Origin of the sequence: Thermonema sp. (assembly GCF_026003375.1) — a bacterium.
GTDB classification, from domain to species: domain Bacteria; phylum Bacteroidota; class Bacteroidia; order Cytophagales; family Thermonemataceae; genus Thermonema; species Thermonema rossianum.
This window is the reverse complement of the sequence record NZ_BPHD01000002.1, coordinates 689,417-710,728: the sequence shown is the minus strand read 5'-3', so window position 1 is coordinate 710,728 and position 21,312 is coordinate 689,417. Positions and strand designations below refer to the sequence as shown.

At 48.4% G+C, this 21,312-nt stretch carries 22 protein-coding genes; 11 read left to right on the top strand and 11 right to left on the bottom strand.

Features of this window, described 5'->3' with window-relative positions:
• Positions 1-28: 28 nt before the first annotated feature.
• Both QVE43_RS08300 and QVE43_RS08295 read right to left on the bottom strand, forming a co-directional pair.
• Complete coding sequence (locus QVE43_RS08300; RefSeq protein ID WP_288005990.1) at positions 29-1,759, bottom strand: tetratricopeptide repeat protein; 1,731 nt, start codon at positions 1,757-1,759, stop codon at positions 29-31.
• A 2-nt stretch (positions 1,760-1,761) separates the two neighbouring features.
• Positions 1,762-2,769, bottom strand: a complete 1,008-nt coding sequence (locus QVE43_RS08295; RefSeq protein WP_038031768.1) for a sugar phosphate nucleotidyltransferase — start codon at positions 2,767-2,769, stop codon at positions 1,762-1,764.
• Between the two features lie 131 nt (positions 2,770-2,900).
• Here QVE43_RS08295 and QVE43_RS08290 point away from each other — a divergent pair, with 131 nt between their 5' ends.
• Positions 2,901-4,187 carry a glycosyltransferase gene (locus QVE43_RS08290; RefSeq protein WP_288005987.1) on the top strand — a complete coding sequence of 429 codons (1,287 nt, stop codon included), beginning with the start codon at positions 2,901-2,903 and terminating at the stop codon, positions 4,185-4,187.
• Here the strand turns inward: QVE43_RS08290 and QVE43_RS08285 are convergent.
• The 3 genes from QVE43_RS08285 to QVE43_RS08275 are packed head-to-tail and all read right to left on the bottom strand — an operon-like array spanning position 4,167 to position 5,930.
• Entirely contained in the window at positions 4,167-5,099 is a 933-nt protein-coding gene (locus QVE43_RS08285) for an LD-carboxypeptidase (RefSeq protein WP_288005985.1), read from the bottom strand. The genes QVE43_RS08290 and QVE43_RS08285 overlap by 21 nt on opposite strands.
• The gene (locus QVE43_RS08280) at positions 5,084-5,494 is read right to left on the bottom strand and encodes an STAS/SEC14 domain-containing protein (protein ID WP_288005983.1); all 411 of its coding nucleotides are present in this window, start codon (positions 5,492-5,494) and stop codon (positions 5,084-5,086) included. Before QVE43_RS08280 ends, QVE43_RS08285 begins: the two co-directional genes overlap by 16 nt.
• Before the next feature lie 13 nt (positions 5,495-5,507).
• On the bottom strand, positions 5,508-5,930 hold the full coding sequence (locus QVE43_RS08275; RefSeq protein ID WP_288005981.1) for an STAS/SEC14 domain-containing protein: 423 nt from the start codon (positions 5,928-5,930) through the stop codon (positions 5,508-5,510).
• 344 nt (positions 5,931-6,274) lie between these two features.
• On the opposite strand from QVE43_RS08275, the gene QVE43_RS08270 reads away from it, so the two are divergent.
• Positions 6,275-7,009: a pseudouridine synthase gene (locus QVE43_RS08270; protein ID WP_288005978.1), complete on the top strand. Its 735-nt coding sequence runs from the start codon at positions 6,275-6,277 to the stop codon at positions 7,007-7,009.
• A 173-nt stretch (positions 7,010-7,182) separates the two neighbouring features.
• Positions 7,183-7,806, top strand: coding sequence for an RNA polymerase sigma factor (locus QVE43_RS08265; protein ID WP_288005975.1), 624 nt, complete (start codon positions 7,183-7,185; stop codon positions 7,804-7,806).
• Here QVE43_RS08265 and QVE43_RS08260 read toward each other — a convergent pair.
• On the bottom strand, positions 7,798-8,616 hold the full coding sequence (locus QVE43_RS08260) for an SDR family oxidoreductase (protein ID WP_038031646.1): 819 nt from the start codon (positions 8,614-8,616) through the stop codon (positions 7,798-7,800). The two genes, QVE43_RS08265 and QVE43_RS08260, sit on opposite strands and share 9 nt — an antisense overlap.
• 44 nt (positions 8,617-8,660) lie before the next feature.
• Entirely contained in the window at positions 8,661-10,091 is a 1,431-nt protein-coding gene (locus QVE43_RS08255; RefSeq protein WP_288005972.1) for a hypothetical protein, read from the bottom strand.
• 105 nt (positions 10,092-10,196) lie between these two features.
• Between QVE43_RS08255 and QVE43_RS08250 the strand changes: the two genes are divergently transcribed.
• The 6 genes from QVE43_RS08250 to QVE43_RS08225 all read left to right on the top strand — a co-directional run bounded on the left by QVE43_RS08250 (position 10,197) and on the right by QVE43_RS08225 (position 13,906).
• Complete coding sequence (locus QVE43_RS08250) at positions 10,197-10,394, top strand: hypothetical protein (protein WP_288005970.1); 198 nt, start codon at positions 10,197-10,199, stop codon at positions 10,392-10,394.
• Positions 10,395-10,454: 60 nt separating this feature from the next.
• Positions 10,455-10,811, top strand: coding sequence for a hypothetical protein (locus tag QVE43_RS08245; protein WP_288005967.1), 357 nt, complete (start codon positions 10,455-10,457; stop codon positions 10,809-10,811).
• Positions 10,812-10,831: 20 nt separating this feature from the next.
• Positions 10,832-10,987 carry a hypothetical protein gene (locus QVE43_RS08240; RefSeq protein ID WP_288005964.1) on the top strand — a complete coding sequence of 52 codons (156 nt, stop codon included), beginning with the start codon at positions 10,832-10,834 and terminating at the stop codon, positions 10,985-10,987.
• An 89-nt stretch (positions 10,988-11,076) separates the two neighbouring features.
• Positions 11,077-11,694 (top strand): RNA polymerase sigma factor, encoded by a 618-nt coding sequence (locus tag QVE43_RS08235; protein WP_084147182.1) that lies wholly within the window; start codon positions 11,077-11,079, stop codon positions 11,692-11,694.
• 28 nt (positions 11,695-11,722) lie between these two features.
• The gene (locus QVE43_RS08230; protein WP_288005961.1) at positions 11,723-12,892 is read left to right on the top strand and encodes a serine protease; all 1,170 of its coding nucleotides are present in this window, start codon (positions 11,723-11,725) and stop codon (positions 12,890-12,892) included.
• Positions 12,893-12,991: 99 nt separating this feature from the next.
• Positions 12,992-13,906, top strand: coding sequence for a phosphate/phosphite/phosphonate ABC transporter substrate-binding protein (locus tag QVE43_RS08225; RefSeq protein ID WP_288005960.1), 915 nt, complete (start codon positions 12,992-12,994; stop codon positions 13,904-13,906).
• Here the strand turns inward: QVE43_RS08225 and QVE43_RS08220 are convergent.
• The 4 genes from QVE43_RS08220 to QVE43_RS08205 all read right to left on the bottom strand — a co-directional run bounded on the left by QVE43_RS08220 (position 13,891) and on the right by QVE43_RS08205 (position 18,801).
• A complete protein-coding gene (locus tag QVE43_RS08220; protein ID WP_288005959.1) occupies positions 13,891-15,420 on the bottom strand; it encodes a hypothetical protein in 1,530 nt (509 codons plus the stop codon). The genes QVE43_RS08225 and QVE43_RS08220 overlap by 16 nt on opposite strands.
• A 73-nt stretch (positions 15,421-15,493) precedes the next feature.
• Positions 15,494-16,969: an oligosaccharide flippase family protein gene (locus QVE43_RS08215; protein ID WP_051633283.1), complete on the bottom strand. Its 1,476-nt coding sequence runs from the start codon at positions 16,967-16,969 to the stop codon at positions 15,494-15,496.
• A gap of 32 nt (positions 16,970-17,001) precedes the next feature.
• Positions 17,002-17,787: an enoyl-CoA hydratase/isomerase family protein gene (locus QVE43_RS08210; RefSeq protein WP_038031632.1), complete on the bottom strand. Its 786-nt coding sequence runs from the start codon at positions 17,785-17,787 to the stop codon at positions 17,002-17,004.
• A gap of 36 nt (positions 17,788-17,823) precedes the next feature.
• Complete coding sequence (locus tag QVE43_RS08205) at positions 17,824-18,801, bottom strand: pyruvate dehydrogenase complex E1 component subunit beta (protein ID WP_038031763.1); 978 nt, start codon at positions 18,799-18,801, stop codon at positions 17,824-17,826.
• 172 nt (positions 18,802-18,973) lie between these two features.
• Here QVE43_RS08205 and QVE43_RS08200 point away from each other — a divergent pair, with 172 nt between their 5' ends.
• Both QVE43_RS08200 and pruA read left to right on the top strand, forming a co-directional pair.
• Positions 18,974-19,483: a DUF6702 family protein gene (locus QVE43_RS08200; RefSeq protein ID WP_051633282.1), complete on the top strand. Its 510-nt coding sequence runs from the start codon at positions 18,974-18,976 to the stop codon at positions 19,481-19,483.
• An 86-nt stretch (positions 19,484-19,569) separates the two neighbouring features.
• Positions 19,570-21,198: an L-glutamate gamma-semialdehyde dehydrogenase gene (pruA, locus tag QVE43_RS08195; protein WP_038031630.1), complete on the top strand. Its 1,629-nt coding sequence runs from the start codon at positions 19,570-19,572 to the stop codon at positions 21,196-21,198.
• The last annotated feature ends 114 nt before the right edge of the window (positions 21,199-21,312 follow it).

The following is a 21,312-nucleotide window of genomic DNA, read 5'->3' as shown; positions in this document are numbered from 1 at the left end:
GATGAGAATAAGAAAATACAGTAAGTGCTTAATTTTCATATAGCTTTTTTTCTTCAATTTTTTTCTTCAATGTGTCCGGTGTATCGGAATATTGCACGGCTTGTTGCCATTGCTTGACCGCTTCCTCCACCTTGCCCAAACGGAAAAGCACATCGCCGTAGTGCTCCAAGGTGTAGGCAGTGGGCAAGCGCCCGGCTGCTTGCTGCAAATGGTCCACTGCCTCTGCGTATTTGCCCAGGCTGTAGAGGACCCGCCCCCGTGCGTATTGTGCAAGCGGATTATCGCCTGCAAGTTTAGTTAATTTTTCCGAGAGGCTATACGCGCGTTCAAGTTTCTGCTTGTAGGTTGCCAGCAGCAAACAATACTCATACAGCAGCTGTGTGGACTGTGGATATTCCTTTAAAAGGCTTTCCATTTTTTGGACAGCTTTCTCAAATGCGCCCTGTTGCGCCCACAAAAGCGCTTCTATCCTGTCTATTTCTGCCAAAAAAACAGTCTGATTGCTGCTTGTCAGCTCGCGTGCCCGTTTGATGGCGCGGGCGGCTTCCTCACTCTTTTTTAGCCGCAGGCAGGCAGTGGCATGCCAGGTCCATATGATGCCTTGAAAAGGGTAAAGCTCGAGTGCTTCCTGCGTTTTGGTGTAAAAAAGGCGGTACTGCGCTGTTTTGTCGAGGCAGTCGAACAGGCGCAGCCATATTTCTATTTGCGAGCTTTGGGTTTCAAGGCTTTGCAGGAATATCCGGGCGGCTTCGGCATAGTGATATGTTTTTTGCAAAGCGCTGCCATACTGATTGAGCAAGTCGGTATTGTGGGGATTTTTGCGGCATAGCTTTTCAAGGTACTTCAACTGAAAGCTTGGGTCTGCCTCATCTTTAAACATACGCACATAGCTTAAGACTGCCACTTCGCGCAGTGCCTCACCGGTGCCGGGGTTTTCAATGACAGAGCGTAAAATATGGCGGCTGTCGTCTTTTTTTTCAAGCCTGTACAAGCCCAGTGCCAACATGATTTGGGCTTCCGGGCGCGTTTTTAGCTGTGCATCGCTGCCGATGGCCCGGGTCATTGCTTCTACTTGCGCGGGGGTGCCACGTTCAATCAGCTCCACAAAAGGCAGGTAAGGCGCAAGGTCACCGGGCTGTTGTTCGAGGCGGCGCAGGGCTATGCGAAATGCTTCTACGTATTCGCCCTGTCGGGTATAAAGCTGTTGCATGCGTGCAAGCACTTCTTCCGAGTCCCCTACTTCCGCCAGCAGTTTGCGGTAGGCAGACAGCGCCTTTTCCGGCTCGTTTAGTTGCTCTTCATAGAGCAGTGCCAAATCAAGCGCATAAAAACTGTAGTTCGGAAAATGACTTATCAGCAATTCATAGGTTTTGGCTGCCTCTTTGTATTGAAAGAGCGCACTTTGCAAATGAGCTTTCAAAATATAATAATAGGGGTTGCTGTTTTCTAAACTGAGTGCTTTTTCTACATATACCAGCGCCTCTTCGTTTTTGCTCATTTTAGAAAGAGTAACAGCGGCTTGGTAATACAAGCCACTGCTTTTGGGGTTGAGGCGTATGCCCTTCAATATGTGTTGAAGTGCTCTGTCGTAATTATCCTGAATGTAATAACGCATGCCTTCTATGAGTTCTGCTTCTGCCAGCAACACTTGCTCGCGTTCGCTTTCCTCATTTCTTTTTTGCTTGCGCTTCTGTGCATGGCTTGGCTGTGTGGCAAGCAAAAAACACAGAAAAAGAAGAGCACTTCGAACTGCTGCCATCGTTATTTTTTGATTTGGTTATAATCGCCGATGCTAAGGTCTTCGGGTTTAGCTGAATATACAACAAAGTTGCCAATCATGAAATTCTCGGCAATTAAACCATTGATTTGGCTATTGGTTTGTATGATACCGTTTTTTAGGATGGCGTTTTCTATATGACTATGGGCACCTATCGAGACATGGGGGCCCACCACCGCATTTCGAATAACCACCCCTTCGCCTACATACACGGGCGGAACAATAACCGACTGTTCAATGACAGCGCTGCCGTCAATCAAGGGCCTGTCTTTGATAAACTCCAAATAACGTTGATTGGTGTGCACGGTAGCATCTTTGTTTCCGCAATCCAACCATTCGCTCACCTGCCCTGTGGTGAAGCGCAGCCCTTTTTGTTTCATGTTTTCAAGGGCATTGGTTAGTTGATACTCGCCTTTCTCTTTTATGTCGTTGTCTATAAGGTATTGAAGCTCTTTTTTCAAGTTGGCACCGTCTTTAATGTAATAGATGCCGATGATGGCTAAATTAGAAACGGGGGTTTGGGGCTTTTCTATAAATTCCGTGATATAACCTTGGTCGTCGAGCTTTACCACACCAAAGGGGCGTGGATCTTCCACCTCTTGTACCCAAATGATGCCATCTTGGTTGGTATCTATGGTAAAGTCTGCTTTGAAGAGTGTGTCGGCAAAGGCGATGATGGTTTTATCTTGCAAGCTGTCAGCGGCACACAAGATGGCATGTGCCGTGCCCAGCGCCTCGTGTTGATAATAAATTTTGGCTTCTGCCTGTATGCTTTCCGCTACCTTGTGCAGGGCTTCTTCCACTTCTTTACCAAAGCTTTCTTTAATGATGAAGGCCACCTCGCCAATAGGCTCCGGGCAGGTTTTGGCAATGTCCTCTACCAAACGGTGCACGATGGGTTTGCCGGCAATGGGAATCAGTGGTTTGGGTACTGTAAGGGTGTGGGGGCGCATGCGTTTGCCCATACCGGCCATTGGAATGATAAGTCGCAACATAGGTATTTGATGGTTTTTGTGTTTAATTGTTGATGTTCAAACAGGCTGAATGACCTCAAAAATAATGCAAATAATAGGCAAAATAGTGCTGTTGTGTTAGTTTTACAAACCGTCCAAACGACAAAGCCTTGAAGAAACCAACAGCTCTTATACTAAGTACCTATTTCAACAAGGGAGGAGCCGCCATTGCCGCAACACGTCTGTGGCACAGCTTGCAGAAATATACGGCTTTCAATATCAACTTTTTACACGTAGAACCTTCGCCATACCGGCCGGAAGAAGGGATATACAGCCGTGCACCGGCTTTTCTTTTGCAAAAGCAATGGTGGGCAAAGTTTATAGCCGAAGAGTTGAGTATGCGCTTTCTTTTACAAAAAAAGGAAGATTGGTTTCAGTTTTCCTTGGCACCTTGGGGCATGGCACTGCATCGTCATCCTTTAGTGCAACAAGCCGACATCATCCACCTGCATTGGGTAAATGATGCTTTTCTTTCGCTACATGCTTTGCGTAGCATGAGCACATGGCATAAGCCGGTGGTTGTTACCATGCACGATATGTGGACGTTTACGGGCGGGTGTCATTACAGCGGTGCATGTGAAGGCTACCGGGGGGGGTGTGTCCGGTGTCCTAAGGTGCGAAGGCCTTTTCACGCCATGGTGCAAAATCACAGGCAGAGCAAGAGCAGTGTTTGGCAGCAGTTCCGGGCAGGTGGAATTCGCTGGGTTGGGTGCAGCCGCTGGCTGGCCGATTGCGCGCGGGCAGCAGGCATTTTGCATGCGACTGCCATCAGGCATATTCCTAACCCAATAAATACAGACTTGTTCAGGTATTTACCACAGCAGCAGGCGCGAGATACGCTGCAGTTGCCCCACGATCGTTTTATTTTACTTTGTGGTGCCGCCTCATTGAACGACAGACGTAAGGGCATGGATATTTTATGGGAAGCATTGCGGCGTTTGGAACAAGAGCAGCCGGAGACAGCCGGGCGCCTGTTGCTTTGTACTTTTGGCAAGACTACCAACTTCGAAGCATTCAAAAAAATTGAACATAAGCACTTGGGCAGTTTCCGCGACCCCGCCGCCCTGAATCGTCTGTATGCAGCTGCCGATGCCTATGTGTTGACTTCGCGTCAGGATAACTTGCCCAACACCATCATGGAGGCCATGGCAAGTGGCACGCCTGTATTGGCTACACCTGTGGGTGGCATTCCGGAGATGATTGCACACATGCACAATGGTTACCTGATGCGCGACTTATCGCCCGAAGCTTGTGTGGATGGCATTTTGTTTTTGATGAAACAGGCTGCCACGCTGCGCCCCTTGGCACGGCAGTGGGTAGAAAAACACTATGCTGAAGCAATAGTAGCCCGGCAGTACGCGGAGCTGTACGAAGAGTTACTGCAATTGAAAAGATAGCGTGCACCCTTGAGCATGGATGCTAAGCCTTACCATAGCGCCTTGTAGCATAGGATAGTTTTGGTTTTCATGCCCTACGGGGAACCCCAAACAAAAGGGCAAGTGGGGCGCTTTTTGTTGCACTATCTCGGCTATGCGCTTGTAAAGGTATTCTTGCGATTCACCATCAGGTGAGCGGCTCACTGCCCCTATAATTAAGCCACGCAGGCGGTGCAAGGGAAAGGCATAGTGTAAATGATGCAACATGCGGTCGATGGCGTAGCTGTGCTCCCCCACTTCTTCTATGAAAAGTATGCAGTCTTGCAATTCCGGCATAAAGGGAGTGCCTATAAGGCTGCAAAGTACGGCCAAATTGCCCCCTATCAGGCAGCCTTCTGCCTCACCTGCTTGCTGCAGAGGATGTGCAGGAGCTGTATAAACAGGCGCACCACCTTGCAAAAAAGTAGCCAAGTGGCGAAGTGCATCCGGATGGGTATTGTGTAACACCGAAGGCATGGGGGCGTGCAAAGAAGCAATGCCTTGCTTGATAAGATACAGCTGCAGGGCTGTCAGGTCGCTAAACCCGATAAGCCATGGCATTTTTTTTCGCCATTGTTCAATAGGAAAATCCTCCAACAAATGGTAACTGCCATAGCCCCCTCTGACTGCCCATATAGCCGCCACTTGGGGATGCGCCAAGAGCGATTGCAGTGCCCGGATACGCTCTGTGGCTGTGCCCGCAAATGCATGAAAAGATGAAAAAGAAGGCGGAATGAAGCACTGCCATGCGTGTTGTCGGCACCATTGTTCAATAGCTTTCCACCGGGCAGTGGTGTCTTGCGACGGGGCAAAGGCGGCTGCCCACAAGGCAATGGTGTGGGCAGCCGGTACGGGGGCAGGGCATTGTATGCCGGGAGCTACTCTTGCAGCCAACGCAAGGCTTCGTTTTCGTCTTGAAACACCCTCAATTGAGCGCTTTCCACCTCCTTAGAGGCGGCATTTACCAAAAACTCGCCGCCTATTTTCACTGCGAGACTCTTGGAGAAGAGTACCGCTACTTTCGTAGGGTGCACCACTTTATTCTTGAACTTGGGCACCCATTTCACCAACAACCACGCTCTGGACTCTATGCTGGCTTTGGTCATAGGACGCTGATCCACCAAAATCTTTTTTGGTTGTTTCTCTATGATGCAGTCCAGCAAAAAGTTCCATGTGGATTGATAGTCATCTTTATCGAGATTCCCGATAAGCGTAAGCTTCAAAAAAGAGTCTTGTGGCAGGTATTCTATGCGTGCCACTTCGTTGTTCAATAAGATTTCCGGGCTCATCGTGTTATCGTTTTTAGTCAGCTACCTGATGCAACCACAACAGGGCATCCTCTTCGCTTTGAAAGGTTTTAATCTCCAAACTGGGGACGTCTTTAGTGGCCGAATCTACCAAAAATTGCCCACCTATTTTCATGGCAATGCTTTTAGAAAATAATACGGCTACTCTTATTTTTTGATTTACTTTTCTTTTGAATTTAGGTAGCCATTTTACTACAAACCATGCACGCGATTCAAGGCTGGCTTTGTTCATAGGGCGTTGGTCTATCAATACCTTTTTGGGTTGCTTCTCCAAATAAAAATCAAGCAGCACATTCCATGCGGTTTGATAGTCTTCTTTCATGATGTTGCCAATCAGATTCAAACGTAAAATGTCGGTGTCGGCGTGGTAAATAACTTGAGCAAAATCAGCGTTGTAGAGTACTTCATCTTGTACCATAGAAGGAGGCTTTAATAAGTCTTGCATTTTTCTGAGGATAAAAATAAAAATAGAAAGAATACAGTGTTTTTCCAATTTTTTCTTGTTTTCCTTCAACGGAAGTTGTTGTTGGTAAATTCGTTGGGCAATTTTTTAATACCTTTGCAGGGTTTATTTTCAAGTAACACAGTACTATTATGAACAGACAAAAAGGACCGTCGCGAAGAAGGACCTCAAAGGAAAACTCTTCTGAAAACAAAAAGAAATTTTTGGGCAGGAAGGAAAGGCAAGAAGGCAAACAGGAATCCCGCAAACCCTTTGTAAAAAGACACAAAGAAGCAAAACGGGAAGAAAAAGCAGCATTTTTGAAAAAAGAGAAAGCCCCAACGCCCCGGGTGCTACGCCTCAATCAGTATATTGCCCGTTCGGGCATATGTTCGCGCCGTGAAGCCGACAAGCTTATCGCTGCGGGGCGGGTAAAAGTAAATGGCAGTGTGGTCAAGGAGCTGGGACTAAAAGTGAAGCGCGACGACTTGGTGGAAGTGGACGGCCGGCGCATTCTGCCTGAGTCTTTTGTGTATATATTGCTCAATAAACCCAAAAACTATATCACCACCACCAAAGACCCGCGTGGCCGCCGCACCGTCATGGACCTGATCCGCGGTGCTTGTGAACAGCGGGTGTATCCGGTGGGGCGCCTCGACCGCGACACTACCGGTTTGCTGCTTCTAACCAACGATGGCGATTTGGCCGAAAAGCTGGCGCATCCTTCGCATCGTGTCAGCAAGGTGTATGAAGTGACGCTCGACAAACCGCTGGCACCCGAACACCTGGAGTCCATCAAGCAAGGGGTGCGTTTGGAAGAAGGTGTGGCACAGGTCGATGACATTGCACTCATCAAACCCCATGTGGTTGGCTTAGAGTTGCATATTGGTTGGAACCGGGTTGTAAGACGCATCTTTGAGCAACTGGGCTATGAAGTCAAGCACCTGGACCGCACGCTTTATGCCGGGCTTTCCAAAAAAGATTTGCCGAGAGGCAGGTGGCGCTTCCTTACCAAAGAAGAAGTGATTCAGCTGAAATATATGATGCAAGAGTAAGGCAGCTGTTAAAAGTGTTCGTTTTCGAACAAAAACTGTCCGATGACGGGCAGTTTTTTCTTTTGTAAGCCGGCCCTCTTTTGGTAGAAGATTAGAAAAAAAGCCTGAAACACACCGTTTTATTAGCTTTTTGCTTCTTGGGGGAAAAGATGGAATCGATTTTGCCTTTACTTATGGCACAACAACCTTTTAACTTGTTTTGTGCTATGATGACCATCGTTTCTCCACAGTTAGATAAAAAGCAATTTGAAGATATCAGTAGCCGCAATGAGGCACTTACGTTTGAGCTTTTAGTGGCGCGGCATCGCGATCGCCTTATGGCAACCATCGTGAATATTGTAAAAGACGAAGCCCTTGCCGAAGATATTTTACAAGAAACCTTCATCAAAGCACTAATGACTCTGCGCAAGGGCAAATATCAAGAAGAGGGCAAGTTTGTTGCGTGGGTGTCACGCATTGCTTATAATCTTGCCATCGACCATTTTCGCAAAAACAAGCGCTACCCGACCGGGCCTATTGAGGGGAATGAAGACTTTGAAAACGATTTGGCTTTTTGTGAGGAGTCGATAGAGGAGCAGCAAATTCAAGAGGAGAGAATTCAAAAATTGCATGCGTTGATAGAAACACTGCCCCCGGCACAGCAAGAAGTGGTCAAGATGCGCCATTTTCAAAATATGAGTTTCCAAGAAATAGCGCAGGCTACCAACGTAAGCATCAATACGGCTTTGGGGCGCATGCGTTATGCGTTGATAAACCTGCGCAAGCAAATCGATAAGCACAATATACAATTAGCGTAGGGGCGAGTCTTTTTCCTTCGCCAAGTTGTTATACACCAACCTGTCCATGATTTTAGAAGGCAGCCATTTGTTTAAAAACACCGTGAGTTTGCCTTGTCCGGTGAGTATCAATGTGTTTTTGCGTTTTTTTACTGCTTTGAAAATGGCATCGGCCACTTCTTCGGCACTCATCAATTTTTTTTCATCACGCGGCGACTCCCCTTGCGGACGCCCGTCTTTGGCAAGTGCCGTATTGCGTATGTTTGAAGCAGTAAAGCCCGGGCAGGCAGTGAGCACATGCACCCGCTTTTTGAGCAGTTCGGTACGCAGGGCTTCCAAAAAACCATTCATGGCAAATTTGGAAGCTGAATAGCCGGTACGTGCAGGCAATCCGCGATAACCGGCAATGGAAGATACCCCCACAATGCTGCCTTGGCGCTCTATGATGTAGGGCAGTGCATATTTCGTGGCATAGACCGTTCCAAAGAAATTGATTTGCATGACTTGTTCAATGACCGAGAGGTCAAGGTCTTCGAACAGCGCCCGCATGGAAATACCGGCATTATTGATTAATATATCGATTTGCCCCCACTCTTCTACTACCCGCTGCACCATTCGTTCGTTGTCTTCTTTTTTTGCCGCATCGCAGGGCACAGCCAGGCACTCAATGCCTTGGTTGCGCAGGGCTTGGGCAGTGGCTTCCAAACGCTCTTGGTTTCTGCCGGTGATGGCTACGCGCATGCCGGCCTTTCCGAAACGTTCGGCACAGGCTTTGCCTATGCCCGACGAGGCGCCTGTGACAATAACTACAGCTTTGTTTGATTGATTCATGTTCCGGTTTCGGTTTTGTCTTACAGGCAAAAATAACAATAAACTCAAGGATGCCTGTTTTTGAGTAAAAACAAAAGCAGGCAAAGAATAGCAATGCCCGTGAGGCTGTACAAAACATATTGGCGGTGCAGCCAAAGCCGGGCAGGCAGGTGCAGGTAGTGTACCCAGGGGGCTTCCGGGCGATAGGCTTCATAGGCCGCTTTCATTTGCTTCTTGTGTGCATCGGGCAATGGGGCGCCTACTACTTCCAAAACACTTCGAGGGTGCAGGGTGTCGTAACGTGCTTCCGATGGATTGAAATACACAAAGGCAATGTATTGACCCAAGGGATATTTGCCCGGGTTGCGCGCCACCAAACGGTAACGGAACAGCTTGGTACCAAAGACAGAAGTGCCTGCTCGCTTGATGTTTTGTACACTGCCGTTTTCATAAACATCCAGCCCCGCGGGCACTTGCATGGTGGGTGGCGGCACACTGGCTATATTGCCATACCCCACAATGGCAAGGCTGTATTCCACCACATGCCCCGTGACCGCTGAAAGCATATTGTTGGGAATACTGAGCTTTTCATCCAAATAAAAATTGCCTACGGGCACTCGTGTGGCCAAGGGGTGCGGCGGCAGCGCCTTGACATGCACCCGCGCAGAGTCGGCATAAAGCCGGAAGCCGGTGTCTATGCCCTTCCCTGCCTTGTTGCCTTCAATATAAGGTGCCGGTATGACTATGTCGCCGGTTTGAAAAGGGAAAAAGGAAGCTGCAAACAGCGTATAACTGTCGTATTTTTTTCCTTGAAATGTCACTTCTTGCGCATACAGTTGATGAATGGTGAAGTCTTCTACCCAACACTGCACGGGCGTGAGTGTTTTTGACAAGCGCAGCATTTGCTTGCCTATATCCGGAAACTCATAAGCAGCACGCAGCTGCTTGCTTACCAGCAAAGACAAACGCAAATGAAATTCTTCGCCTATGTACACCGTATCTTTATTCAGATATAGCAACAGGTAAACATCCTGAGCGGGCAGCGCTTCCTGCTCTTCTTTGCTGAGGGACGTTTCATACCACTCGGGGGCTTCTTGCCCTTCGAGCGGAGGTAAAATATGCAGGCTTAATGCAGGAATTTTCACTATGCTGTCGTTGACTTGCATACTGCGCTCGGGCAAGTGCAAATACCCTTCTTTTTGAGGATAGTAATACTGGGTAATGCTATGCTTTACTATAACCCCTTCATTGCTGTTTTCTGTTGTACTTTCAGTAAAGCGCTCGCCTTTTTTGAGAAGCGGATAATCAGGGAAGGCGCTCAGTGTGCGAAATTCTTCGTTGAAAATACTGACCGATATGGAAAAGGGCTCATAGAGGTGCAGCAGCGTGTCACCTGTAGCAACTTCTACCTGCTGGGCACCTGCCCGCGAGGCAGTAAATAGCAGCAGAAAAAGTAGTAATATTGTACTATATTTTGTTTTTATTGCACTATTCATTGTTTGGGCGCTTGCATACAATAAATTTTTTTCTTAAAATTGAAAAAAAAGACGCTGCCTATGATGCATCGCTACGCCTAAGTTAATGCTAAATTATTGAAAGTTATGTTGGAATACATGAAGACCATCTTGCAAAAAGTAAGCTTTGATGCTGCTTTGTTTGAAAGAGAATTGCGCAAAGCTTTGGCATTGCTGCATCCGAGCGAGCGCTCCGTTTTGAGAGATTGGTGTTATCAACAATTTTTAGATGTTTACAAGCCTTTGCTCGATAAGTATTTCCACCAGCCGGTATATGCAAAATAATTTAAGTAAGCTTTTTGGCTACTTAAAAACTATGCGATACGGCAGTTAAAACTTTGAAGCATGAGGCGATATTTGCTTTTGTGGCTGGTGTTACCGGCGGGGGCTATGTTTTTTTTCAACACCTATGTTTTCCCTTCCTTCATGCAGCAGATAGAAGCTGTTGCCGGGCAGCAGTATCGCCTTCCGGACGTGCACCTGATGTACTCTACCGGGGAGCTTAGGCAGCTGCTACAAAACTTGGGCAGTGAAGGGCGCAGCATATACCGGCAAATGATTCTACAGGCCGACCTGCTTTATCCGTTGTGCTATTCGTTTTTCTTTTACCTGCTTTTACAGTTGCTCTCACCGCGCGAAAAGACAAAGTACCGGCATTGGAAGTTTCTTCCTTTTGCAGCAGCCTTTTTTGACTATCTGTAGAAAACCTTTCCATTCTTTTTTTGCTGCATGCTTATCCCGCTTTCCCTGCTTTTGCCGGTCGCTTGGCTGCCTTTGGCACTACCGCCAAATGGGCGACTTTGCTCATGGTAGTTATTGGTGCCGGTATGGCATCACTGGCGTGCTTAAAAAAGCATATGAGCGCAGGCAAAGCATAATTTTTTCTTCGGGCATGGGTTACCTTCCGGCAAAAAAGGTATCCTTATATGCAAGGATGGTTCCGGGCTGTTTGTAAAAATGGGCATATATGCATAGATTCGGAAAGATAGAAAGTCATGTATCGCCGACACAAACGAGCACTATGCCCATTCAGTCATCTACAGATGAACAACTGCTGGAGGGAATCCGCAGGGGAGACACCGCTGCCATCCTGCAGCTATACAAAATGAGCTACCATAGCGTAGAGCACTTTATTGTGCAGAATAGTGGAAGTGAAGCCGATGCGCAAGACATTTTTCAAGAAGCCTTGATTGTGCTTTGCGAAAAAGTGTCACAGCCGCATTTCATGCTTACATCTTCCCTGAGCACCTTGCTGTATTCCATTTGCAGACGCATGTGGCTCAAACGCCTGCGCGATGCAAAACGACATTTAGACGTAGATGACTTTCAGGAGTTCATTCCCTTGGAAGAGGAGAATGAAGACTGGGAAGCAATGGAGCAGCAACGCCGGGCTATGCACCGGGCAATGGAGGAATTGGGGAGCCCTTGTAAGGAGCTATTGAAAGCCTATTACTTCGAGCATAGAAGTATGCAGGAAATAGCCGACCTATTTGGATATACCAATGCCAAAAATGCCAAAAATCAAAAGTATAAATGTTTGCAGCGTCTGAAGCGTTATTTCTTTAAGATATTGGATGTTAAGTAGTTAATAAAAGACTTTATTAAGCAATGATATGAAATGGGAGGAGCGCATAACGTGGATAGAGGGCTACTATGAACAGCGCCTGAGTGAAGAGGAAAGACAACACTTTGAGCAGCTGTTGGCAACGGACAAAGTCCTGCAAAAGGAATGGGAGGACTATTGTACGCTTCGCCAAAATATGGAGGCTTACTGGAAGTCACAGCAGCTGAAGAAGCGTATCCAACAAGCCGGGGCTTTGTTCTTTGCCGAGAAGAAACAGCAGGCTTCCACACAGGAAAAGCCGTTTGGGGCTGATGCCGCTCCGGTGCGCAAGCCCAAGGTGTGGCATTATCATTTATCCAGCATGCTGATTGCGGCCTCGGTGGCGGCAGTAGTGACAGTATTCGCCATCAATTTCTATAAGGTAAATACCCTTGAAGTAAAGCAGCAGAACTATTACCAAGCCTTAAAACGCGATATTGATGAAATACGCGAGCAAAACGCTTCTTTGATAAAAGAGCGGGAAAAAGAAGAAGAAGATATGCCTGCTTTGCGGCAGGTCAACACCAGCGCCACTGCTTTCTTGCTCTCTGCCGAAGGCTACGTGGTTACTACCTACCATGCCGTAGAAAACGCACGCAGCATGCAATTGGTGCAATATCGCGAGCAAGACACCATCCAGCTCGATGCCGCTTTGGTACACTTCGACAAAACCTTGGACTTGGCTCTTTTGAAAATAGAAGATACTGCCTTTCAGCCTAATGAATATGATTTGAAAAGCTTACGGTTGATAGCGGGCACCATAGACCTTGGCGAGGAGGTGTTCACCTTGGCTTATCCTCGTGAAGACCTGGTGTATGGCGTGGGCGCGGTGAGTGCACACACCGGTTATGAGGGCGACACCTTGGCCTATGAAATCAGCATTCCGGTGAACCCCGGCAATAGTGGTAGCCCTTTGTTTGATGGCGCCGGACGGCTGGTAGGCGTTATTACCGGGAAGCACACGCAGTCTGAAGGGGCGGCTTTTGCCGTAAAGAGCACTTATTTATGGCAGTTTTTACAGCATATAGCCGAGGCCGATTCTTCCTTCGCGGCCTGCTGGCAACACTTGGTTTCGCAGCGCTATGCTCCTTTGCGCTATTACAAGCGTCCTGCGCAGATTAAAGCGCTACGCTCCCTGGTCTTTGAGCTAAAGACTTACAGTCAGTCGGCACTTCAGTAATATTTGCCCAAAACCTACATTCGATAGAATTCCCAAAGTCATGATTTTCTTATGGCTTTGGGAATCATTATATTGCACTGAAAATAACCTTTAAAAAAAATGAGGAAAATTGCACAATACTTCGCTCTTTCTCTTATTTGTCTGTTGGGCAATATGTACATGACACAGGCACAAAAAGCAGTGTTTGGCATCAGCCCGATGGGCCTGAGTAAACAAACTACAGACATTGTTCCCCTGCTCCAGGAGTACTTAAACAAAGAGATGCCTTTTCCGGTCGAGGTGCGCATGTATGATTCGGTTTATGATTTGGTGAAAGCATTGCAAGGTGGGGAAGCACAGTATGCATACATTAACCCCTTTGGCTACCTTTTGGCAAAGAGTGAAGCCGCCTTGGAAGTGTTGGCTATGCGTGGCAATCCGGATGGACAACCGGAAGTTTACCGCAGCTGCCTGGTAGTGCCGCAAGCAGTACCGCTCAATAGTATTGAAGACTTACAAGACCATATGGGCGAATACCCCATTATTTTTACCAACGTTACTTCCACTTCCGGGCATCTGTTGCCCCGCCTGGTATTGAACAAGGCAGGTATTCAGGCGGAGGTGTATTTTAGCGATATTGTTTTTGCCGGAACTCACCAGGCGGTGATTGAACGATTGCATGGCGGTGAGCCTGCCGTATTGGCTTGCTCTTACGATTTGTTGCAGATGAAGACACAGGAAGGAAGCATAGACCCGGCCTCTTACAAGATACTGTGGAACTCGGAGGCTATTCCACATGGGCCCATCGTGTGCCAAAGCAGCTTGGATGCCACACAAAAGGAGACCATGTTGAAAGCACTGCAGACCATACCTGAAAAAGCCCCTGCCTTATGGCAAATTTTCACCGAGAAGCTGTGGCGCAATCCTAAAGTGCGCATTATCAAAGGCGAAGAATCGGTGTTTGATTACCTGCAAGCCTTGGTAGAGAGCGACGAAGAGCTGATGTTTATCTTGGATTTTTATTTGGCTGAATAAGCACTTTTTTGAGTAGGCAGCTGTATTTCATAAATAATGCTTTGCGGGTGCTCTGATTTCTCTACTTTCAGGGTGCCCGCCTGTTTTTTTAGTATGTCTTTGTAAATCAGGCTGAAGGTTTCGCGTAGCGAGGCAGCCAGGTGGCTTCGCACCGGCCCTTCATAACCGGGCAGCTTGATGGCAGCCACAGAGGCCGGCACCTCGATTCGCAACACGCATTTGCTTTCGTTGACAGCTGCAATGGCAAGTGTGATGCCGTTGCCTTGTTTGCTTTCACTAATGTGAAAGTAAATGATATTGAGAAGTAGCAGGCGCAAAAGCTGTGCATCAGCGTAAATCTGTATTTCATCCGTTATGGAGGTTTGCAGGCTTACTTTATTGGTATCCAAGCTGCTTTGAATTTCTTCGATAAGCTGTTGTACTTTGTCATAATTGAGCGTAATGCTTGATAAATGCAGGGGCAGTTCATCTTTTTGAATGGCCAGCCAAACGAATATGTTCTCTGCAATCACGTCGATTTGATTGATGGCATACTCCAGGTCTTGAGCCGACTGACGGATTTCTTCTTTTGAGAGCTTATCAACAAAGTGGGTGAGCAGGTGGGTAATGTTTCGCATGGTGCGCAAGGGAACGCGCAGGTTCTTAGTCAATAAAGCAAGGAGCATCTCCTTCTCTTGATTGGCATGGAGCAGCTCTTCTTGGGCTTTCAATAGTTCCTGATTCAGCTCGTGCAAGCGGTGTGCTTGGCGGCGCATCCGGTCCTCGTTGAGCTGCAGTTCCCGGTTGGCAGACTCCAGTGCTTGTTTTTGTATCTGCAGCTTTTCGAAGTACTGTTGAATAGTACGGGTAACAGGGCGAAAGACAAGCAAGCCTATAAGCAGCAGTAACACAATGGACACAATCGTGAGCCCTAAAGCCACGCGCCCCCAATAGGCTACTACCTGAGCCGCCTGCTCGTCATATTTAAAGGCAATATCCTGCATGTAGGAAACAAAAAGAGGCACTTCTTTGCTGATGGTTTGCCGGGCTTGTGCAAGCAGCGAGGAATCGAGTTGAGGTGCCTCGATAAGCTCGTGGGCGAGGCGTGTCAGTCGTGAGAAGTGTTGGTTGGCTACTCTAAAGATCGCTTGTATTTCTTCGGTGTTGTATTGTACATCTAAGTTGAAGTCAGGGTCTCCTTTCTGCAAGCCGACATAGCCCTTTTCGAGGGTTGCCAAGCTGTATTGAATGTTCTGAATATGTTGCTGTTGTTCTTCGGCTGTGCTTGCTGCACTCAGCTTCCATACGGCTATTTCAATGGCTTGTGCGTCGGTGGCGCAACGTCCGGCTATGTTGACCATGCGGCTTACATAGGACCGGGCATTCAGCGGGTTGTTTGGGTCCGGTGTCAAATAACGGCTGATGATGCCATAATTGAGCAAAATGATGCCTGCGACCAAGCTTAAGCCGATGATGTAACTCCATAAAAAATAACGATGCAACAATGGTGAGTTGGTCTTGGTTGGGCTGCCCATAGCTAAGAGAAAGGTTTCTGTAAGATGCTAAAATTTATAGAATTTTATAGGCTAATCAAAGACGTGATGGACTTTATGAGGACGGCAAATCACGAGATGCCCCGCTTTGCAAGCCCCAATAAAAGCCCAGCCCCAAGGGTATGAGCAGCAGGTTTTTCCATACAATACTTTGCCATCCCTCGAGGTAAAAGAAAGTGTCGGCAGCCCACAGAGCCAAAGCCGTTCCAAGCAGACAGCTTACAAGGTAGCCCACACGATAAGGAATGGGGTAGTGGCGCTGCCCAAGCCAATAGCAAGCCAACAGCATGATGCCGTAAGCCGCGAGCGTTGCATAAGCACTGCCCATATATCCTATACGCGGTACCAACCATAGGTTGGCAAGTACCGTAACAACCGCCCCCAGAAGGGTGAAATAAGTACCGTATATGGTGCGGTCGGTAAGCTTATACCAAACGCCCAAGTTGAAATAAATGCCTAAAAGCAGATTGGCCATCAGCAGTACGGGCACAATGCCAAGCGCTTGATGGTAAGCCTCATTGCGTATGAGCAACCACTTGAGCCAGTCGATGTTGAAAGAAACCGCCAGTACAGCCAGGCAGCCTATGGCTGTGAACCAGTCAAGTACGCGGGCAAATACTTCCGGGGCATTCCGGTCTTTGACTTTTGAAAAATAAAAAGGCTCGGAAGCATAGCGAAACGCCTGAATGTAAAGCAACAGAAACACAGAGAACTTGACGCAGGCGTTATAAACGCCCAAAATATATTGGTTGGATTGCGGGTACAGGCCTTCGGGCATGTAATATTTGATAAACCACCGGTCAGCCAGGCCGTTGACCTGTCCTGCCAAACCGGTAGCCACCAGAGGGGCTGCATAAGCTATGAGCTGACGCATGAGCGGGCGTTCAATGCGAAAACGGAAGTCTTTGAGATAGGGCAGTAAAGGGAAAAACAACAAAGCGTTGGCCAACAGGTTGGCCAAGAAGACGTAGCCCACTTTGTCGTGAGCGCCCAACAAGGAAGGCAAAGTGCCGCCTTGTGGCAGTATCCATAAAAAGAGTATGTTGAAACCTACGTTGAGTAAGATGCTGCCTACTTTGGTGAGGGCAAAATAACGGGCTTTGTGCAAAAAGCGCAGGCGGGCAAACGGAATAGCCCAGAGGGCATCGATAAACATCAGAGCCGCCAGCAGGTAAATGTACTCTTCCTTTCCCGTATAGCCCATATAATTGACCAGCTGAGTGGCATTCAAGGCAAGCAGGGCAGAGAGCAAGCCGCCCAACACAATGATAAAAGAAAGGGCTTGCGAATACACCTTTGACTCGTCCAGTTTATTGGCATAGCGGAAGTAGGTGGTTTCCAGTCCAAAAGTGTAGATGATATTCAGAAAAGCCACATAACTCAACAGCTCGCCTACGGCGCCGTATTCTTCGGGCTGCAGGATGCCCTTGCTTGTATAGAAGGGCACCAACAAGTAATTGATAAGACGCCCCAGTATGCTGCTTAGTCCATACCAGAGCGTCTCACCTGCCAGCTTGCGGATGCTACTCATGGAGTGTGTGTGTCAATCGATAAAAGTCTGTTTTACTTACCGGTGAAGTGTGGGGTTCGTTTTTCCAAGAAAGCAGAAGTTCCTTCTTTGAAGTCTTCCGACTTAGCAGCCAAACGGAACGAATTGGCTTCGGTTTGGTAGCCGTTTTCTTGTTCGTTGTAAGAAGCATTCACGCACTGAATAGCCAGCCCTATGGCTTTGGGGCTGTTTTTCAGTATTTTAGCCATCAATTCTTGAGCGGCGGGCATCAACTCTTCGTAGGTGTCCACCACGCGGTTCACCAAGCCCCAATCCAGCGCTTTGGTGGCGTCAATCATTTCGGCTGTAAGAATCATTTCGAGGGCACGCCCTTTGCCTACGAGCTGCGGCAGGCGCTGAGTGCCGCCATAACCGGGAATGACGCCCAGTTTTACTTCCGGTAAGCCGAACTTGGCTGTTTTCACGGCAATGCGCAGATGGCAAGCCATTGCCAGCTCGCAACCGCCTCCCAGGGCAAAGCCATTGACCGCAGCAATCACCGGCTTGTAGGCTTGCTCTATCATGGCAAATATTTCTTGCCCTACTTCGGAGAACTTGCGGCTATCGAGTTCTGTCAGTTGAGCGATTTCGGCTATATCTGCCCCGGCCACGAAGGCTTTTTGTCCTGCACCGGTGATGATCACACCACGGATGCTGTCGTCGTCATAGACAATTTGCATGGCTTCGTGCAGCTCTTCGAGGGTGGCTGCGTTCAGGGCATTGAGCTTGCTTTCCCGGTTGATGGTGATGAGGGCAATCCCTTCGTTGACTTCAAACAAAATATTCTTAAAGTCCGGCATAGTTGTTTCTGTTTGGTTAGGGGTTCTATATACAAATTATCTGTACATCACCGCATTCAGTGCTTCTATGGTGCGCTTCACATTGGGCAGGGTGGCTTCTACCAAAGTGGGGGCATAGCCTAAGGGCACATCCATGCTGTTGACACGGCGCACCGGCGCATCCAGATAGTCGAAGGCAAAGCGTTGGATATGATAAGTCAGTTCAGAAGAGATGGCGCCCAGGGGCCAAGCTTCTTCCACAACCACGGCACGGTTGGTTTTCTTTACGGACTGAATGACGGTGTCATAATCAATGGGGCGTACGGTACGCAGGTCAATCACTTCCACTTCAATGCCTTCTTTTGCCATTTCGTCGGCGGCTGCCAGGGCTACTTTCATCATTTTACCGAAAGAAATGAGGGTGGCAGCATTGCCTTCGCGCACTACTTTGGCTTTGCCTATGGGAATCAAATATTCTTCTTCGGGTACTTCGCCTTTGTCGCCGTACATCAGCTCGGATTCCATGAAAATAACCGGGTCGTCATCGCGGATGGCTGACTTGAGAAGCCCTTTGGCATCGTAGGGGTTGGAAGGAACCACCACCTTTAAGCCCGGGCAGTTGGCATACCAGCTTTCGAAGTTTTGCGAGTGCTGTGCCGCCAGCTGACCGGCATTGCCGGTAGGACCACGAAAAACAATAGGCACAGGGTATTGCCCCCCTGACATTTGCATCATCTTGGCTGCGCTGTTGATGACCTGGTCTATGGCTACCAATGAGAAGTTGAAAGTCATGAATTCGATAATAGGACGCAAGCCGTTCATGGCAGCCCCTACGCCTATGCCTGCAAAGCCCAGTTCCGAAATGGGGGTATCGATGACACGCTTGGGTCCAAACTCTGCCAACATGCCTTCACTCACTTTGTAGGCGCCATTGTATTCGGCTACTTCTTCGCCCATGAGAAACACGCGCTCGTCGCGACGCATTTCTTCGCACATGGCTTCGCGCAGGGCTTCTCTGAATTGTATTAGTCTCATATCGTGTGTGCTTAATTGAATACTTTTTTGAAAGTAAATGTTTATGAGGGGGTAAAAATAGAAATTTAACAAACAATTCTCAACATTGTGCAAACGAATCAGGCACATTCGTTTTGCCCGGACAGAAAAGCGCAAAGCTTGTATCTTTGTTTTGACTCAAACAATCAATCCTATGACAGCACTTGTGTCTTTTATATGCTCTTTTTGGCTTTCGTTTGTTTCGCTTTCTACCCGGCATGACTTCCATACCAGCCTTGCCGACGTACGCTACAACACGAAAAGTAAGCACTTTGAAGTGGCGTTGCGTGTTTTTACCGATGATTTGGAGGCAGACCTGAGTAAATTTACCGGTAAAAAAGTACGCTATCCGCAACAAGGAAAGGACCGCAGCCCCGATGCCGCTTTGACTGCCTACTTGAAGCAGCACTTCTACCCCGTGTATAAAGGCAAGCCCCTGAACGATATTCACTATTTAGGCAAAGAGAACATCGTGGACGTAACATGGATTTACTTTGAAATTCCGGCCGGTAGCATTCGCCCCGATAAGCTTCGTTGGCGCTACAGCCTGATGTTTGATTTGTTTGATGACCAGAATAACCTGCTCAACATAGATTATCAAGGGCGGAAAGCCACTTTGCTTTTTGACCGCACACATCCCGAGTTACCTGTTTCTTGGGATTAAAGCGGCGCAAACAAGCCTGTTTTTGCCAGTGCTTTGCATGGCATTGTGTAGATTTGTATGAACGTTCACCAAAAACAATAGACGTTATGTCCGGAATATTCACCTTACCTATCCCCAAAAATGAACCTGTATTGAGCTATGCGCCCGGTACGCCCGAGCGTGCAGCCTTAAAAGAAGCTTTACGCACTCTCAAATCGCAAGAGTTGGACATCCCCATGGTGATTGGCGGGCAAGAAGTACGCACCGGCCAGGTGGTACGCATCGCCCCGCCCCATGAGTTGTCGCATACTTTGGGACATTTTCATAAAGGGGGCAAAGAAGAAGTAGAACAAGCCATTCGTGCTGCCCTGAATGCCAAAGAAGCATGGGAAAATATGGCATGGGAGCAGCGCCTTTCCATCTTCCTGAAAGCCGCTGATTTGATTGCCGGTCCTTATCGTGCCAAGTTGAATGCGGCTACCATGTTGGGGCAGTCGAAAAACGTGTTTCAGGCAGAAATAGATTCTGCTTGCGAAATGGTCGATTTCCTGCGCTTCAACGCCAAGTTTGCCGAGCAGATTTACCGCGAGCAACCAGAATCGGCGCCCGGCATGTGGAACCGCATGGAGCACCGCCCGCTCGAAGGCTTCATCTTTGCACTTACGCCTTTCAACTTTACTTCTATTGCCGGCAACCTGCCCACCGCCCCCGCCATGATGGGCAACGTGGTAGTATGGAAGCCGGCCGAAACGCAAATTTATTCGGCACATGTGCTGATGGAAATTTTCCGCGAAGCCGGCCTGCCTGACGGAGTCATTAACCTTGTTTTTGTGGATGGACCCGTGGCCGGTGAGGTTATCTTCTCGCATCCCGAATTTGCCGGCTTGCACTTTACCGGCAGCACGGCCACTTTCCAACACCTGTGGCGCACCATTGGCAACAACATCGACCGCTACAAGTACTATCCGCGTATTGTGGGCGAAACCGGCGGCAAAGACTTTGTGATTGCCCATGCTTCGGCCGATGCCAAAGCCTTGGCTACAGCCTTGGTACGCGGGGCTTTCGAATATCAGGGACAGAAATGCTCGGCTGCTTCGCGCGCCTATATTCCTGCCAACTTGTGGGAGGAAGTGAAGCAATATATGTTGGAAGACCTGGCAAGCATGAAGATGGGCAGCCCCGAGGACTTCACCAACTTCATCAATGCGGTAATCGACGAAAAGGCGTTCAACAAAATCACCGGCTACATAGACGCAGCCAAGCAGGCGCCCAATGTGGAGTTGATTGCCGGTGGCAACTACGATAAATCGGAGGGCTACTTTATAGAGCCCACCATCTTCCGCACCGATGATCCGATGTACACCACCATGTGCGAAGAAATATTTGGTCCGGTGCTGACGGTGTACGTCTATCAGCCCGAAAACTATGAAGATACGCTCAGCCTGGTGAACCAAACATCGCCTTATGGTTTGACCGGAGCGCTGTTTGCCCAAGACCGCTATGCCATAGAGCTGGGTACCAAGAAACTGCGCCATGCCGCAGGTAACTTCTACATCAACGACAAGCCCACGGGCGCCGTGGTGGGGCAGCAGCCTTTTGGTGGCGGGCGTGCATCAGGCACCAACGACAAGGCCGGTTCTATTTTGAACCTGCTGCGCTGGGTGTCGCCACGCACCATCAAAGAAACCTTTGTGCCCCCGGTAGATTACCGCTATCCGTTTATGCAGGAAGACTAAGCAAGCGCATCAATAAGCAAAAGCCCGGTGTGCACAGCCGGGCTTTTTTTATGCTCTTGCCCGTGGAAAGGGTGCTACTTTGGCTTTCTGTATTATTTTTGCATATATGCAAGC

Bases quoted from the DNA above. Each gene is read 5' to 3' on its own strand.
- QVE43_RS08300 (WP_288005990.1), bottom strand. From the start codon at position 1,759: ATGGCAGCAGTTCGAAGTGCTCTTCTTTTTCTGTGTTTTTTGCTTGCC.
- QVE43_RS08280 (WP_288005983.1), bottom strand. From the start codon at position 5,494: ATGAGCCCGGAAATCTTATTGAACAACGAAGTGGCACGCATAGAATAC.
- QVE43_RS08275 (WP_288005981.1), bottom strand. From the start codon at position 5,930: ATGGTACAAGATGAAGTACTCTACAACGCTGATTTTGCTCAAGTTATT.
- QVE43_RS08265 (WP_288005975.1), top strand. From the start codon at position 7,183: ATGGCACAACAACCTTTTAACTTGTTTTGTGCTATGATGACCATCGTT.
- QVE43_RS08260 (WP_038031646.1), bottom strand. From the start codon at position 8,616: ATGAATCAATCAAACAAAGCTGTAGTTATTGTCACAGGCGCCTCGTCG.
- QVE43_RS08255 (WP_288005972.1), bottom strand. From the start codon at position 10,091: ATGAATAGTGCAATAAAAACAAAATATAGTACAATATTACTACTTTTT.
- QVE43_RS08250 (WP_288005970.1), top strand. From the start codon at position 10,197: ATGTTGGAATACATGAAGACCATCTTGCAAAAAGTAAGCTTTGATGCT.
- QVE43_RS08245 (WP_288005967.1), top strand. From the start codon at position 10,455: ATGAGGCGATATTTGCTTTTGTGGCTGGTGTTACCGGCGGGGGCTATG.
- QVE43_RS08235 (WP_084147182.1), top strand. From the start codon at position 11,077: ATGCATAGATTCGGAAAGATAGAAAGTCATGTATCGCCGACACAAACG.
- QVE43_RS08230 (WP_288005961.1), top strand. From the start codon at position 11,723: ATGAAATGGGAGGAGCGCATAACGTGGATAGAGGGCTACTATGAACAG.
- QVE43_RS08225 (WP_288005960.1), top strand. From the start codon at position 12,992: ATGAGGAAAATTGCACAATACTTCGCTCTTTCTCTTATTTGTCTGTTG.
- QVE43_RS08220 (WP_288005959.1), bottom strand. From the start codon at position 15,420: ATGGGCAGCCCAACCAAGACCAACTCACCATTGTTGCATCGTTATTTT.
- QVE43_RS08215 (WP_051633283.1), bottom strand. From the start codon at position 16,969: ATGAGTAGCATCCGCAAGCTGGCAGGTGAGACGCTCTGGTATGGACTA.
- QVE43_RS08210 (WP_038031632.1), bottom strand. From the start codon at position 17,787: ATGCCGGACTTTAAGAATATTTTGTTTGAAGTCAACGAAGGGATTGCC.
- QVE43_RS08205 (WP_038031763.1), bottom strand. From the start codon at position 18,801: ATGAGACTAATACAATTCAGAGAAGCCCTGCGCGAAGCCATGTGCGAA.
- QVE43_RS08200 (WP_051633282.1), top strand. From the start codon at position 18,974: ATGACAGCACTTGTGTCTTTTATATGCTCTTTTTGGCTTTCGTTTGTT.
- pruA (WP_038031630.1), top strand. From the start codon at position 19,570: ATGTCCGGAATATTCACCTTACCTATCCCCAAAAATGAACCTGTATTG.